Annotated in this window: 10 protein-coding genes; 4 read left to right on the forward strand and 6 right to left on the reverse strand. The window is 39.3% G+C overall.

What is annotated here, in order from left to right; translation table 11 throughout:
• Entirely contained in the window at positions 1–1,950 is a 1,950-nt protein-coding gene (rho, locus tag HMPREF9969_RS01625; RefSeq protein WP_009434215.1) for a transcription termination factor Rho, read from the reverse strand.
• Between the two features lie 466 nt (positions 1,951–2,416).
• Positions 2,417–3,934, reverse strand: a complete 1,518-nt coding sequence (locus HMPREF9969_RS01630) for a DUF4301 family protein (RefSeq protein ID WP_009434211.1) — start codon at positions 3,932–3,934, stop codon at positions 2,417–2,419.
• 141 nt (positions 3,935–4,075) lie between these two features.
• Between HMPREF9969_RS01630 and HMPREF9969_RS01635 the strand changes: the two genes are divergently transcribed.
• The 4 genes from HMPREF9969_RS01635 to HMPREF9969_RS01650 all read left to right on the forward strand — a co-directional run bounded on the left by HMPREF9969_RS01635 (position 4,076) and on the right by HMPREF9969_RS01650 (position 12,104).
• Positions 4,076–6,286, forward strand: a complete 2,211-nt coding sequence (locus tag HMPREF9969_RS01635; protein ID WP_036894653.1) for a RelA/SpoT family protein — start codon at positions 4,076–4,078, stop codon at positions 6,284–6,286.
• 164 nt (positions 6,287–6,450) lie between these two features.
• Complete coding sequence (htpG, locus tag HMPREF9969_RS01640; protein ID WP_009434200.1) at positions 6,451–8,505, forward strand: molecular chaperone HtpG; 2,055 nt, start codon at positions 6,451–6,453, stop codon at positions 8,503–8,505.
• Between the two features lie 307 nt (positions 8,506–8,812).
• Complete coding sequence (gene mtgA / locus HMPREF9969_RS01645) at positions 8,813–9,502, forward strand: monofunctional biosynthetic peptidoglycan transglycosylase (protein WP_009434041.1); 690 nt, start codon at positions 8,813–8,815, stop codon at positions 9,500–9,502.
• 70 nt (positions 9,503–9,572) lie between these two features.
• A complete protein-coding gene (locus HMPREF9969_RS01650) occupies positions 9,573–12,104 on the forward strand; it encodes an ATP-dependent helicase (RefSeq protein WP_009434158.1) in 2,532 nt (843 codons plus the stop codon).
• A 292-nt stretch (positions 12,105–12,396) separates the two neighbouring features.
• Here HMPREF9969_RS01650 and metH read toward each other — a convergent pair whose 3' ends face one another.
• The 4 genes from metH to rd all read right to left on the reverse strand — a co-directional run bounded on the left by metH (position 12,397) and on the right by rd (position 16,455).
• Positions 12,397–15,141, reverse strand: coding sequence for a methionine synthase (gene metH / locus HMPREF9969_RS01655; protein WP_009434045.1), 2,745 nt, complete (start codon positions 15,139–15,141; stop codon positions 12,397–12,399).
• A 12-nt stretch (positions 15,142–15,153) separates the two neighbouring features.
• Positions 15,154–15,633, reverse strand: coding sequence for an SsrA-binding protein SmpB (smpB, locus tag HMPREF9969_RS01660; RefSeq protein ID WP_009434065.1), 480 nt, complete (start codon positions 15,631–15,633; stop codon positions 15,154–15,156).
• A complete protein-coding gene (locus HMPREF9969_RS01665; protein ID WP_009434096.1) occupies positions 15,630–16,136 on the reverse strand; it encodes a DMP19 family protein in 507 nt (168 codons plus the stop codon). The genes smpB and HMPREF9969_RS01665 overlap by 4 nt, the downstream gene beginning before the upstream one ends.
• A 154-nt stretch (positions 16,137–16,290) precedes the next feature.
• Entirely contained in the window at positions 16,291–16,455 is a 165-nt protein-coding gene (gene rd, locus HMPREF9969_RS12380; protein ID WP_009434060.1) for a rubredoxin, read from the reverse strand.
• Positions 16,456–16,532: the final 77 nt, after the last annotated feature.

Raw genomic sequence — 16,532 nt, forward strand, 5'->3', positions numbered from 1 at the left:
TTAATCATTCATAGAAAGAAGGAACTCCTCGTTATCCTTTGTTCGAGCCATACGATCATGAATAGAGTTCATAGCCTCGATAGGATTCATATCAGCAATGTACTTACGGAGGATCCACATTCTATCAAGTGTTGTGCGGTCTTGCAAGAGGTCATCACGACGAGTGCTAGAAGCTACAAGGTTGACAGCTGGGAATATTCGCTTGTTGCTCAAACTGCGATCGAGTTGTAACTCCATGTTACCCGTACCCTTAAATTCTTCAAAGATAACCTCGTCCATCTTAGAACCAGTATCAATCAAAGCTGTTGCTATAATAGTCAACGATCCACCACCTTCTATATTACGTGCAGCACCAAAGAAACGCTTAGGTTTCTGCAATGCGTTTGCGTCGACACCACCAGTAAGAACCTTACCCGACGCCGGTGCAACTGTATTGTAAGCACGTGCTAAACGTGTGATAGAATCGAGGAAAATTACCACATCATGCCCACACTCAACCATACGTTTCGCCTTCTCTAGAACAATACCAGCAATCTTCACATGACGTTCTGCTGGTTCATCGAAAGTTGAGGCAATCACTTCCGCATTTACTGTTCGTGCCATATCGGTAACCTCTTCAGGACGTTCGTCTATTAATAGCATCATCAAGTAAGCCTCGGGATGATTTGCTGCAATAGCATTAGCAATGTCCTTCATCAAGATAGTTTTACCAGTCTTTGGCTGTGCAACAATCAGTGCACGCTGTCCCTTACCAATAGGGGAGAAGAGGTCAACTATACGTGTAGAGAGATTTGTAGTTTTTGGATCATTACAGAGAGAGAACTTCTCTTCTGGGAATAATGGTGTAAGGTGCTCAAATGGAATACGATCACGTACCTCAGCTGGTTTCCTACCATTGATCATCTCAATACTTGTCAATGGGAAGTATTTCTCTCCTGCGCGTGGGGGACGAACAAAGCATTCAACGACATCACCTGTCTTTAAACCATATTGTTTAATCTGATTGTTTGAGACATAAACATCATCTGGAGAAGAAAGGTAATTATAATCACTTGAACGTAAGAAGCCATAACCATCAGGCATAACTTCTAATACTCCATTTGCCTTGATAATGTTAGTGAAGTCATAAGCCTCCTCATTACTAACCACTGGTGCATCATACATTGCAGGTGTAGAAGGTGTCTGAGTTGGCATAGTAGGCTGGTCAAACATATCGTAGTTTGGTACCGCACCTTGATCCTCTATAGGGAGGTCAACTATAGGTATAAAGTCTGTTCCATCACCTGGATCACCAGCCCAAACCCCTTCAGGGACTACTTCTGTATTATTATGTGCATTGACCTTTTCTTGTAAACGAGCTAAGAGTTCCTCCTTATTCTCGGCATCCTCTTTAACTGGCATGCTTGCGAAATGGTCTTCAGGAATAAAATTATCTTCCATAGCTTCTGGTATAGTTTCTTCAACTATAGGTTTTGTCTCCTCCTGACTTTTTGTTTCCATCTTCTTAGCCTCTTCTTTGGCTTTGAGTGCTGCTTCAGCGGCAGCGATAGCTTCGAGTTCAGCTTTAGACTTTCTACCTCTATGCTTAGGCATTGAGGCTAGAATCTCCTCTGGTGTTTTCTCGGTTTCACTTGCTTTTTTAGGTGCTACTTCCTCTTTAAAGAGTGAAGGTTGTGCTTCTCCTGTAGGCTTATTCTTCTTAACATCGAAGTTCTCCCCTTCATCGCCATGCACAGAATATACCCTGTCGGTATCCTTCCGCGTTATTCTTGTGCGCTTCCGCTTTGACTCCGATGGTCGTGCAGTACTAAGCTCTTCAGCCTGACGGTCAAGAATAGCATAAACCAACTTATCCTTGTCGTCGCCTTGATTATATACTGCACCAGACTTCTGAGCAATAGTTTCAAGCTCAGAAACATCTTTCTCTAATAGTTCTTCTTTGCTTAACATATATAATATATGTAGGAAATTATATCTTTGATTTGTTGTGTTTCTTAAAGAGAAACATCAGTAATGTGTCTTTTTTGTGCTTGCAAAGGTATAATAATTATTTGACTCCTACAAGAAAAGACATCATTTTTTGCCTTAGTCATCAATGAAAATTATAAAAAGGGTAGAAATCAAACCTTATTGATTCTCAGCTCTTACACTGATATAAGTAAAGAGGAAGCTCTAACTTAAAGTACGATTGATGTTTAACTTAAAGTATAATTGATGTTTAACTTAAAGTACAAGTGTCGTTTAACTTAAAGTACAAGTGTTGTTTAACTTAGCGTATAAAAAACTTTAAAAGTGACAAGAAAAAAGGCTATAATCTCTAGTTGATTATAGCCTAATTACTATTTCTATGGTTGTCCCATCAATTACTGGATAGTTGTTTTATTGATAAGATTTTTAGACATTAACTTTTAAGTCCTTATTGATGCTGTTCACGCAGTAAATCGTTTACTGTTTTAACGGGGTTGAAAGTGATAAGTGGAACTTCAACGAAGATAGTATTCCAGTCGCTCATGGCTCCATTCCAAAGTCCAGGCAACTCTAAAGCTTTCAGTTCACGTCCGTTCTTAGACTTGGAACTAATGAATCCCGTTGACTTATCAACATGCTTTGTTAAATCAAATGGCTCGCCTTTATAGTTCTTGATGGCACAAACAATATCCACAGGATTGAAGTGCGTTCCATCGGTAAACATCTTCACATAATCCTTATTGCTCTTATCAATCTGTGAGCTTTCAAGAATCTGCAAACTAATTGTCCCATCATGGTTATAAGCTAAGAAAGGTCCACCACCTGGTTCTCCCACGTTCTTAACCATTCCACATACACGCATTGGTCGGTTCAACTTATCATAGAGATATTGTGCAAGTGCATTGTCGTCTAATGTATTTGCTTCAGAACTCTCACAGAATAAATTATGCTGTAAGAAACTTAGTATTTCCTCTAGCTCAGTACGTGTATAACAGCCCTTATCCAACAGGTGTAAGTAATCGAATGTTTGTTTCTGTAGTTCCACGAGTTTTCCTGCAATTACCATCTTCCAATCGATTGTTTCTTTCTTCAATCGATCAGGAACTACATTGTCAATGTTCTTTATGAAAACAATATCAGCCTCGAGGTCGTTTAAGTTCTCTATCAATGCGCCATGCCCGCCCGGACGGAAGAGCAAAGAACCATCATCGTTGCGGAAAGGACTGTTGTCTGGATTTACAGCTATCGTGTCTGTACTAGGTTTCTGTTCCGAATAAGAGACATTCAGTTTAACATCGTATTTAGCTTCATATTGTGCAATCTTCTCTGTTACCTTTTGTTTAAAGAGTTCCAGATGTTCATGCGAGATCGTGAAGTGTACGTATGCTTGCTTGTTACTAGCAGCATAAAGTGCAGCCTCCACTAAGTGTTCCTCAATTGGTGTGCGTACTCCATCGTCATACTTGTGGAAAGAGAGTAGACCTTTGGGGAGTTGCCCATAGTTTAAACCTCTTATATTTAATAAGGTGTCAACGATTAGTTTATAGTCCCCATCTTTCATTATTTCATCTACGCTCTTCCCTTCATTCTGCTCACACTTCTGATTCAACTCATTGAAGAAAGCAAAATCATGTATATTGTCAAAGAACTCCCTTTCGAAGTCATTTGCAGGCTCCTGGTTTACACCATTAAGGAAAGCAAACAGATCTTTAAACATACGACTAGCAGCTCCCGAAGCAGGTACAAACTTCACAACTCTATGATTTCCACTTTGATAAGTCTTCCAGCTATTACATACCTTCTCTTGTTCTTCACTACTCATCAAAACGATACCTTTGGTTGGTGTTGCAGCAGCTTCTAATTTTAAATAGGGGAATCCTAATTTAAACTCTTCAAGCTGTCTATTGATTTGTTCTTCACTTATTCCTTTACTAGTAATCTGTCTTAGGTCAGTTGGGTTCATCATATTCGATAAAGTTTTAAAAAGATTGTTTTGTAATTGCAAAAATAACGAATTAATTTGTAAACAAGCAAGTAATTACTAGTTTTATTCCTTTAAGTGTCATTTTTCTTGTACCTTTGTCTGCGAACTATAATGGGTATGCTTATGGAGGATAAATTCATTTATACGGAAGAAGAGAGACTCTTATCCGACCAATTACTAGAAGAATTGAAGGGACTTCTTGAGCCATTATTTGCAGAAAGTGACCTTCCAAAGTTGCGTAAACATCTTGATGAATCTGTTATTAATAATAAGATTCAACGCAATGTATTTGGTTTGAACCCGATACTTTGCTCTATACAAACAGCCATTATTGCCGTAAGGGACATTGGACTTAAACGTGACTCTGTCATTGCCATTCTACTTTATCAAAGTGTGCAGGATGATAATCTGTCATTAGAAGATGTAAATAAACTTTTTGGTGAAGGGGTTTCTAGAATCATTCATGGTTTAATTCATATACAGACTCTTTATCAAAGAACACCAATCATAGAGAGTGAGAATTTCCGCAATCTGTTGCTATCCTTTGCCGAGGATATGCGTGTAATTCTAATCATGATTGCCGACCGAGTTAACCTCATGCGTCAGATACGAGACGTTGAGAATACGGAGGCAAGGCAGAAGGTGTCAGAAGAGGCAAGTTATCTATATGCCCCATTAGCACATAAGCTAGGACTCTATCAGCTAAAGAGCGAGCTAGAGGACTTATCTTTAAAGTACTTAGAGCATGATGCTTACTATCTGATTAAAGATAAACTTAATGCTACTAAGACGGCTCGTGATGCTTACATTAGTCGGTTCATTACTCCTGTCAGCGAACATCTGAAAGCAGCAGGATTGAAGTTCCATATAAAGGGTCGTACAAAGTCCATTCACTCCATCTGGCAAAAGATGAAGAAACAGAAATGTGGCTTTGAGGGTATCTATGATCTCTTTGCTATTCGCATTATCCTCGACTCACCAGAAGACAAAGAGAAGATGCAATGTTGGCAGGCTTATTCAATAGTCACCGACATGTATCAGCCTAATCCAAAGCGATTAAGAGATTGGCTTTCAGTACCAAAGTCAAATGGCTATGAGTGTTTGCACATCACAGTGCTAGGTCCAGAGAAGAAGTGGGTTGAAGTACAAATACGTACCGAGCGTATGGATGAGATTGCCGAACATGGTTTAGCAGCTCACTGGCGTTATAAAGGTGTAAAGGCGGAGGGCGGTATGGATGACTGGCTAGCCTCTATACGTTCAGCCCTTGAAGCAGGAGATAATTTAGAAGTCATGGATCAGTTTAAATCTGATCTTTATGACAAAGAGATATATGTCTTTACACCGAAAGGTGACTTATTGAAGTTCCCTAAGGGTGCAACGGTGCTCGACTTCGCTTATCACATTCATTCACGTGTGGGTAACCAGTGCGTTGGAGGAAAGATTAATGGTAAGAACGTGTCCTTCCGTACGGAACTCCATAGTGGTGATATGGTAGAGATTCTTACTTCGTCTACACAGAAACCACGACAAGAGTGGTTGAAGGTCTGCAAGTCATCACGTGCTAAATCCAAGATTCGTCTTGCGTTGAAAGAAACACAAGCTAACGATAAACTCTATGCAAAGGAGTTGCTGGAACGTCGATTCAAGAACAAGAAGATAGATGTGGATGAAGCCTCAATGGGGCACCTTATTCGTAAGCTCGGGTTTAAGGAAGGTTCTGAATTTTACCAACAAATAGCTGATGGTAAATTAGATCCTAACTATGTCATTGATGAATATCAGAAGATATATAATCATCTTCATAACCTTAACCAACCACGTGAGGCAGAGAGTGCAAAGAACTTTGAGTATGAGAACCCAACGCCAGACATTCTGAAGAAGAATGATGACGTTTTAGTTATTGATAAAAACCTCAAAGGGTTAGACTTCTCTCTTGCTAAGTGTTGCCATCCCATCTATGGTGACTCAGTCTTTGGATTCGTGACAGTTAATGGCGGTATTAAGATTCATCGTTGCGATTGCCCCAATGCACCAGAAATGCGTAAACGCTTCGGCTATCGTGTTGTGAAAGCTCGATGGAGTGGGAAGGGAACGTCACAATACGCTATCACCTTACGAATCATAGGTAATGATGACATAGGTATTGTAAGTAACATTACGAATGTTATCTCAAAAGATGAGAAAGTCGTTATGCGTTCAATCAATATTGATTCACATGACGGATTGTTCTCTGGCAACCTAATTGTTATGCTAGACGATAACTCTAAGCTGAACATTCTGATGAAGAAGTTACGTACGATAAAAGGTGTGAAGGAAGTCGTTAGAATATAAATAAGGTAAGGCTTCCTTTAGATACAGAAGAGACTTTCCTCCTTGCGAGGGAAGTCTCTTCTTCGTTTAGTATATCGAAGAACTATCAATCAGTTTCATTTCCTGTTATGGCATGGTATTTGTAATTTAGTCGGCGTGAATATAAAATTATAATAAATATAACTATGCAAAAAGGAAATATTGGGGTTACGACAGAGAACATCTTCCCCGTTATCAAAAAGTTCTTATACTCAGATCATGACATCTTCTTACGTGAGATGGTCTCTAATGCTGTAGATGCAACGCAGAAGTTGAAGACACTTGCAGCAACAGGCGACTTTAAGGGTGAGTTGGGCGATTTGACCGTTCGTATCACCTTGGACGAGAAAGCAGGAACACTAACCATCAGTGACCGTGGTATTGGTATGACTGCAGAAGAGATTGAGAAATATATTAACCAGATAGCCTTCTCTGGTGTAAACGACTTCTTGGAGAAGTATCAAGATAAGGCAGAAGCCATCATTGGTCACTTCGGACTTGGTTTCTATTCTTCATTCATGGTAGCTAAGAAAGTAGAAATCATTACTAAGAGCTATCGTGAGGGTAGTAAGGCTGTAAAGTGGAGTTGCGATGGCAGTCCAGAATATACACTTGAGGACGCAGATAAGGCGGACAGAGGAAGTGATATTGTTCTCTACATCGATGATGATTGCAAAGAGTTCTTACAGAAGTCTAAGATTGAGGAGTTACTGAATAAGTATTGCAAGTTCATGGCTGTTCCTGTTGCCTTTGGTAAGAAAACAGAGTGGAAGGATGGTAAGAGTGTTGAGACGGATGAGGATAACATTATTAACGATGTGGAACCATTGTGGGTTAAAGCTCCATCCAGCCTAAAGGATGAGGACTATAAGAAGTTCTATCAGACGCTCTTCCCAATGAACGATGAACCATTGTTCTGGATTCACTTAAATGTTGATTATCCATTCAATCTCACGGGTATTCTTTACTTCCCACGCATTAAAAATAACATTGAGTTACAGCGTAACAAGATTCAACTTTATTGCAATCAAGTCTTCGTTACTGATCAGGTGGAAGGAATAGTACCAGAGTTCTTGACATTGTTACATGGTGTGATTGATTCACCAGACATTCCTTTGAACGTCAGTCGCAGTTACTTACAGAGCGATTCAAACGTTAAGAAGATTGCGTCTTATATTACCAAGAAGGTAGCAGACAGATTGCAAAGCATTTTCAAGGAAGACCGTAAGGAATATGAAAAGAAATGGGACGACTTGAAGCTCTTTATAAACTATGGTATGTTGTCAGAAGCTGATTTCTATGATCGTGCAAAAGACTTTGCGCTTATCAAAGATACAGAAGGCAAATACTTTACGTTAGACGAGTACAAGACTCTCGTAAAAGATAATCAAACAGACAAAGAAGGAGTGCTTGTCAATCTTTATACAACTAATAAAGAAGAGCAGTACACCTATATCGAGGCTGCAAAACAAAAGGGATATAGCATTATTGACGCAAGTGGACAGCTAGATGTACCAATGTTGTCAATGCTCGAACAGAAACTAGAGAAGACACGCTACGTTCGTGTTGACTCAGATATTATTGATAGAATCATTCAGAAGGAAGACGCACCTAAGAATAATTTGTCAGAAGAAGAGACTGACAATCTGTCAGAGACTTTCCGTTCGCAGATGCCTAAGATACAAAAGGCAGAGTTCAATATAGAGGTGCAGGCTCTGGGTGAGAGTTTCCAACCGGTGCTCATTACACAGAACGAGTATATGCGCCGTATGAAGGAGATGAGTCAGTTCCAGCAAGGAATGGGCTTCTATGCACAAATGCCAGATGCTTATAACTTTGTATTGAATGCCGATCATCCACTTATTAAGAGGGTATTGAATGAGGTAACAGAAGGGACAACCAAGGAGTTAGAGCCTATCGCTAGTGAGTTGAAGGGACAGAAGGCACGACTTGCAGCTTTACAACAGGCTCAGAGCAAGAAGAAGGCTGAAGAATTGACACAGGAGGAGAAGGACGATGTACAGAATACGCAAAAGTCTATCTCTGAATTGCAAGATAAGAAGAAGACCGTTATCGAGGCTTGCGCAAAAGATAATGAGGTTGTTCATCAACTCATTGATTTGGCATTGCTTCAGAATGGTATGCTTCAGGGAGCTGCATTAGACAAGTTCTTGAAACGTTCCGTTAGCCTTATTAAATAAGGTGAATCAATAGAAGAATATTAGCCGTAAGATAACTACTTTCGTTAGTTACCTTACGGCTTCTTCGTTGATGAACTTGTACGTGCAAAGCAATCTAGGAAAAACTCCTAAGCTATTTGCGAAAAGCTCTTAAGCTTTTTGAAGAAAGCTCTTAAGCTTTTGGGAAAAACTCCTAAGCTTTTGGGTAAATACTACTAACCCTTCTGCAAAAAGTATAAAGCACTCAAGGGGAAGAATCTTCTTTTCTTCTTTCATTCTCTCAATCAAAGAAGATTTAGTAACTTTGCAGACATTAAAACGCAAGTTTATGGTTAAGAAGATTTTTAAGATAATACGTTGGGTATTTGCATTGGCTTTCATATCCTCCATATTGATGGTTGTTGCTTATCGATTCATTCCTGTTTATTTCACACCTCTGATGATTGGACGTTGCTTTGAACAAATGGGCAAGGGAGAATCTATAAAACTCTATCATCATTGGATATCTTTAGACGAAATGCCTAAGTCAATGCCTGTTGCAGTGATGGCTAGCGAAGATCAGCGTTTCTTGACACACCATGGTTTCGATTATCAAGCTATTGAGCAGGCGGCAGAAGAGCACCTTAAAAAGGGAAAGAAGTTACGGGGTGGCTCAACGATCTCACAACAAACAGCTAAGAATGTGTTCTTATGGCAAGGACGTTCGTGGTTAAGAAAGGGACTTGAGGTTTATTTCACTTTCTTGATAGAGACACTTTGGGGTAAACAGCGTATTATGGAAGTTTATCTAAATTCTATTGAGATGGGTGATGGTATATATGGAGTGCAGGCTTGTGCAGAACAGAACTTCGGTATGGAGGCAATGCAATTAAATCGTCGTGATTGTGCGTTGATAGCAGCAACGTTGCCTAATCCTCGTCGGTTCTCTTCAAAGAATCCTGGACCTTATATGCTGAAGCGAGTTAAGCAGATAGAGCATCAAATGACTTTCATCCCTGCTTTCCCTGAAGAACATTAGGCTTTTAAGGGTGAAGGTTGTAATTGTTTATTTACTTAGAGTTACTTTATATCACATCATATAGTTATAAATGACAGATCAAGAGAGAGAGGAACAAATCCTTGCTACATTAAATACTAGTCAGCGTGAAGCCGTAGAATATTGCACTGGACCTTCTTTAGTCATTGCTGGTGCTGGGTCGGGGAAGACAAGAGTTCTAACTTATAAGATTGCTTACCTACTGGGTAGAGGGCTGAAGCCTTGGAATATTCTTGCGCTAACTTTTACCAATAAGGCAGCAAGAGAAATGAAAGAACGTATAGCACAAGTCACATCTTTAGGGGAAGCTCGACAGCTATATATGGGTACGTTCCACTCTATCTTTGCTCGAATCCTTCGAAGAGAAGGGGAGGTGATTGGTTTCAATGGTAACTTTACCATTTATGATGAAGCAGACTCCCGTTCATTGCTAAAGAATATTATCAAAGCATTGGATCTCAATGATAAGATTTATAAACCAGCGACGGTACATAATGTGATATCCAATGCAAAGAATCATCTGATAACTGCCTCTGAATATGCTGAAGACCGTGCTGCAATAGAACGAGATAGAAGTGCAAAGATGCCTGCTATTAGTATGATTTACAAGGCGTATGAAGCTAGGTGTAGACAGGCTAATGCAATGGACTTTGATGATATCCTACTTTATACTTATATCCTCTTCCGAGATCATCAAGAAGTTAGGAATAAGTATGGAAAGCAGTTTGAATACATTTTAGTTGATGAGTACCAAGACACAAACTATGCTCAGGTGAGTATTATTAGTCAGTTGGCAGAGATACATAGACGTGTCTGTGTGGTTGGAGATGATTATCAGAGTATTTATTCCTTCCGTGGTGCAAATATTGATAATATCCTCGACTTTAAGAATAAGTTTGATGAGGCTAAGCTCTTTAAGTTAGAGCGTAATTATCGTTCAACTCAACTTATCGTACAAGCTGCTAATTCGTTGATGAAGCATAACGAACGCCAAATCCCCAAGAATGTCTATTCAAAAGAAGATGAAGGAGATAAGGTATTGTACAAACCTTGTTACAGTGATCGTGAAGAGGCAATGGTAGTTGCAAAAGAACTGAAGCGTATTAAGCACATGGATGATTGTGATTACAGCAACTTTGCCATCCTTTATCGTACAAATGCACAGAGCCGCGCCTTTGAGGATGAGTTCCGTAGTCAGGGTATTCCTTATAAGATTATAGGTGGACTCTCTTTTTATCAACGCAAAGAGATTAAAGACATCATTGCTTATTTCCGATTAGTGACTAATCCTAATGACGAAGAAGCATTCAGGCGCATCATTAATTATCCAACACGTGGTATTGGAGATGCGACAGTAAAGAAGATTATTGATTGTGCACAGCTAAATGGAGTTTCATTATGGGAAACCATCATGGACACCGTTACTCATGGGCTGAATGTGAATAAAGGTACGATGACCAAGCTCTTTACCTTTAGAGCATTGATCAGCGAATTTATTAAGGATGTTGCACAAACAGATGCTTATACGCTCGGTTGTAAGATTATAGAAGAAAGCGGTATAAAGGCTGACTTGATGTTAGGGAGTGAGCCAGAAGACTTGGCACGTAGAGAGAACTTAGCAGAGTTCATGTCTGCTTTGCAAGGTTTTGTTGATACTAATCGTGAAGAGGGGAGAGAAGAGAATGTTTATTTGACGGATTACTTACAGGAGGTTGCACTCTATACTGATGCAGACAAAGAGGATGATAATGCGCCGAAAGTAACATTAATGACAATTCATGCAGCAAAGGGATTGGAGTTTCCAACGGTCTTTGTTGTTGGATTGGAAGAAAACATATTTCCTAGTCCAATGTCATCTGACTCAAAACGAGGACTTGAGGAAGAACGTCGCCTTCTTTATGTTGCAATTACACGTGCAGAGCGTCATTGTATTTTGACAAATGCAAAGAATAGATTTCGCTTTGGAACGATGCAAATTGATTCTCCTAGTCGATTCTTGAGGGACATTGATGCTTCGTTACTTCATGTGGAGGATAGTGCTTCAGGGTTATTGGGAGAGAATCGTCGCAGATTACCTTGGGATGAGGATAGTAATGAGGGCTTTAGTAGTAATTGGAGAACTCGTTCGAATGATAACTTCCGTGAATACGAGCCTAATAAAGCCTATACGGGTAGTCGACCTTGGGGACAAGAGTATCATCAATTAGGTTCTCGATATCAAAACTCTAATCCAGTCGCCAGTCAGTTTAGAGCAGATCCTAAACCGAAGATAACAGAACGCAAACGTCCTGAAGTAACTGTTGATCCATTGTCTGCACGTACTAAGCAGAGGTTACTTGCTGAGGGCGGAAATTTTGCAAGGTTATCTTCAGCTATGACGAATGGTGGTCGTACAATGCCTTCTACAGGAAATAGTAATGCTACATCTCTAAGCGTTGGAGCAACAATAGAGCATCAGCGTTTTGGAGTAGGGGAGATAGTTAGTCTTGAAGGGAAAGGCGAGAATGCCAAAGCCACAGTTGACTTTCGTAATGCAGGTAGAAAGCAACTACTTCTTAAATTTGCCAAGTTTAAGGTTATCTAATCGTGATAACTTATTGGGATCAAACACCTCGGTATAGGACTGAGGTACCCTAAGTATAATACTGAGGTACCCTAAGTATAGGACCGAGGGTATCTCATAATAGAACTCAATTTTGTTTGAGGAATAACGAGGATCAAGAGTGTTTAACACTAATAAGTAAGGGTGTTAAACACTCTTCATCGTAAGTGTTTAACACCCTTTGTCAATAGTGTTTAATCTTTGCAAGCAACCTACTATCTAGTTCACCAGGGATAGTGGAATTAGAACAATATGCCCTCTTCACTTTATCTCTTTAATCAAAGAGGTTTAACTTGTTCTCTCTAGCTTTTTCTAAAGAAAGGATCTTCTGTTGTTGTTCTTTATAATTAGCACGCAATTCTTCATAGCTCTTATTTAATTCCTCGCAAAATGCTGGGCGTTCTGCCTCATTGAGCAAAGACGCTGCTATTGAAGGATTCACAGAAGCATCCTTTACCCAAACTACAGGAGCATCGTATAAAGGTGCTATCTTTAATGCAACATGTAACTTTGAAGTAGTAGCCCCACCCACCATGACGGGGATATGTAGACCTGCTTCTTTAAAAGCGATGACATCATTGACCATCTCATGCAAACTTGGAGTTATTAGTCCAGAAAGCCCTATCAAATCAACACATTCTTCCTTTGCTTTCTTTATAATCTTGTCAGCTGGAACCATCACGCCCATGTCAATCACTTCATAATTGTTACAAGCCATAACAACTCCAACTATGTTTTTGCCAATATCGTGAACATCACCCTTAACTGTTGCTAAAAGAACCTTACCAGCAGTAGCTTTCCCACCGACCTTCTCCTTCTCTATATAAGGTTGAAGAATAGCTACTGCGTCCTTCATTGTTCGAGCAGTCTTAACTACTTGGGGTAGGAACATTTTACCTGCACCAAATAAATCTCCCACCTCATTCATGCCACGCATTAATGGTCCTTCAATAATGCTGACAGCATTAGGATACTTCTCTAATGCTTCGTGGATATCATCATTCAGATAATTTGAAATACCCTTGCGAAGAGCATATACTAATCTGTCTTCTAAAGAACTATTACGCCATTCCTCTTGTTGGTTAGATTCCTTGCCATTTTGTTTAAGAATATCCTTTTGAGCTAGAATCCTGTTAGCAAGTTCTATTAGTTTCTCGTCTGCCCCTTCTTCTCTATCAAGTACAACATCTTCGATAATCTTTAGCTCATCTTGTGGAATGTCTGCATAGGTAATCTTTGTCGCAGGGTTTACAATTCCAAAGTCCATACCAACTTGAATGGCATGATATAAGAATACGGCGTGCATAGCCTCACGGATATAATTATTACCACGGAAACTAAATGATAGGTTGCTTACTCCTCCACTGATGTGAGCACCAGGTAAGTTCTTCTTTATCCATTCTGTTGCACGAATAAATTCAACAGCATAATTATTATGCTCTTTCATTCCAGTGCAGATAGCGAGGATATTTGGATCAAAGATGATATCCTTTGCCTGTATTCCTACTTGCTCTGTAAGAATTTTATAAGCTCTACTCGCAATCTCTATGCGACGTTCAAAGCTAGTTGCCTGTCCTTCTTCATCGAAGCACATTACAACAACGGCAGCTCCATAACGCAAAACATCCTTCGCATGACGTATAAAGGTTTCTTCACCTTCTTTCAGAGAGATAGAATTTACGATAGATTTACCTTGTACACATTTTAATGCAGCAACAACAACATCCCAATCAGAGGAGTCGATCATTAATGGGACACGAGCAATCTCTGGTTCTGATGAAATCATGTTGACGAAATGAACCATCTCGTCTTTCGCTTCCAACAAACCATCATCCATATTGATATCGAGCACTAATGCACCATCATCAACCTGCTTGCGAGCTATTGTTAGAGCTTCCTCATAATTATGTTCTTTGATAAGTCGCAAGAACTTACGACTACCAGCAACATTACATCTTTCGCCGACATTGACAAAGGTTATCTCTGGAGTAAGTCGGAACTGCTCCAATCCTGATAGAATCATCTCTTTGGAGACAGGAGTAGGAACATGGGGCAACTGGTCTTTAACAATCTTTGTGTAGCCAGCAATGAATTCATCTGTAGTTCCACAACATCCTCCAATGATATTAACGAGTCCTTCGTCAACATAAGTTTGTATCTGTGGAACCATAACCTCAGCAGTCTCATCATATTCTCCCATTGAATTCGGTAAACCAGCATTGGGATAAATACTTATATAATAAGGTGCCTTAGATGCTAATTCCTTTATATAAGGGCGCATTTGTTCTGCTCCAAACGAACAATTTAAACCAACAGAGAAGATAGGATAAGATGAGATAGAAGCAAGGAAAGCCTCAAGTGTTTGCCCACTTAATGTTCGACCAGATAAGTCTGTAATTGTAACTGAAAGCATAATTGGTAAATCAATGCCCATCTTTCTCATTTCTGATAACGAAGCATCAATGGCGACCTTAGCATTTAAGGTGTCAAAGATAGTTTCTATCAGAATAGCATCAATACCACCTTTTATCATTGCCTCAACTTGTTCGCTGTAGGCATGGAAGAGAGTATCGTATGTAAGGTCACGCTTAGCAGGATCACTAACATCTGGCGACATTGAACAAGTTTTATTCGTTGGACCTATACTTCCAGCGACAAAGCGAGGCTTATTGGTTGTCGAATATTCATCAGCGCATTTACGTGCAAGTTTAGCTCCTAGCAAGGCAATATCATAAGAGAAATCCTCCATGTGATAATCAGCTTGTGATATGCGTTGAGCAGAAAAAGTGTTAGTTGAAATAATATCTGCTCCAGCCTTTAAATAACGGCGATGAATATCCTCTATAATATCAGGGCGTGTAAGGTTCAACATATCATTGTTACCCTGATAATTGAGCATTTGTAGAAGTTCAAGGTTACCACGGAAATCCATCTCCGTTAGTTTGTATCCTTGAATCATGGTACCCATAGCACCATCTAATATCAATATTCTTTCCTTTATGCTATCCCTTATCGTCATGAATTGTCTTTACTAATAATGTTTCTTTGCCCGATCCATTTCTCGTCGGTCTTCCTTTTCTTTCAATGTCTGTCGCTTATCGTATTCTTTCTTTCCCTTTGCCAAAGCAATATCAACCTTTGCACGTCCATTTTCATCAATGAATATCAGTGTTGGGATAATCGTGAAACCTGGTGTCTTTGACTCAGCCTCAAGATTACGTATTTCTTTACGTGTTAGTAATAGTTTGCGAGGACGTTTAGCTTCATGGTTAGCATAAGATCCATAGAAATAAGGAGATATATTCATTCCCTGAACCCACATCTCACCTTTATTTATATAACAAAAGGAATCTACTAACGATGCTTTCCCTGCACGAATAGATTTTATCTCCGTTCCTGTCAGAACAATACCTGCAGTGAATGTGTCTACAAAGAAATATTCAAATGAAGCTTTCTTGTTTCTTATCTGGACTGGTGATTTCTTTCTTCTATCTTGTTGCTCTTTGTTCATTGCTCTACCTTTACAAAATTATCTATATGGTCATCAATATAAGCCGCTATCATCTCACACCAGTGCTCCTCATTGACAATAAATTCATCATCAAACTCATCGAACTCTGGCATCTGCTCATACAAAGCCATAAAATCATCATCAGAGACAACTTTCTCTATCTCTTCGTGATTTTTATCATAGAACTTCTTTGCATGCTTAATATGTGTATAAAGCTCCCTAATTCCCCAATTACGCATAGCAACGGCAAATGGATTCTTAAAGATAAAGGCACCATAACCATTATATATTAATTGAATATATCCACCTTCCATTACTTCTCGATGTAGATAACTCCAACCTAACAACGTAATTTGGTCAGCATTCAATTGAGCCATATTATCTTGTGTCAATTGTCCGCCAATAGCTGTATTAATGGCATCAATAAATACCTGGATAAAACTATCCATACCTTCTTCTACAGCTTTACGAATATCGTTATCTTTTACTCTTACATCTATCATATCAAAGCATTTCTAATATTATGGTATGCAAAGATAATATATTTTTCTTGATTACCTTCTATCGTAGAATTTATATTCCACTGGGATATTTAAAAAAGAAAAGTCTGCCCAATTATCATGAGCAGACTTTATGATGTTATACTTGCGTATATAATTATTCCTCTACTGGAGAAAAGTCATCTTTACCTACGCCACAAAGTGGGCATACCCAATCATCAGGAATATCCTCAAAAGCTGTTCCTGGTGCTATACCGCTATCTGGATCACCAACCTCAGGGTCATAGATATAACCGCAGGTCTCACATTCATACTTTTTCATAATGCTTATAATATTAAAAATCTTTATTTATAAATTATCGAGCACAAAGATATAAGTTTTTTGCAATAATTACAAGA

It is taken from the genome of Prevotella sp. oral taxon 306 str. F0472 (assembly GCF_000257925.1).
GTDB classification, from domain to species: domain Bacteria; phylum Bacteroidota; class Bacteroidia; order Bacteroidales; family Bacteroidaceae; genus Prevotella; species Prevotella vespertina.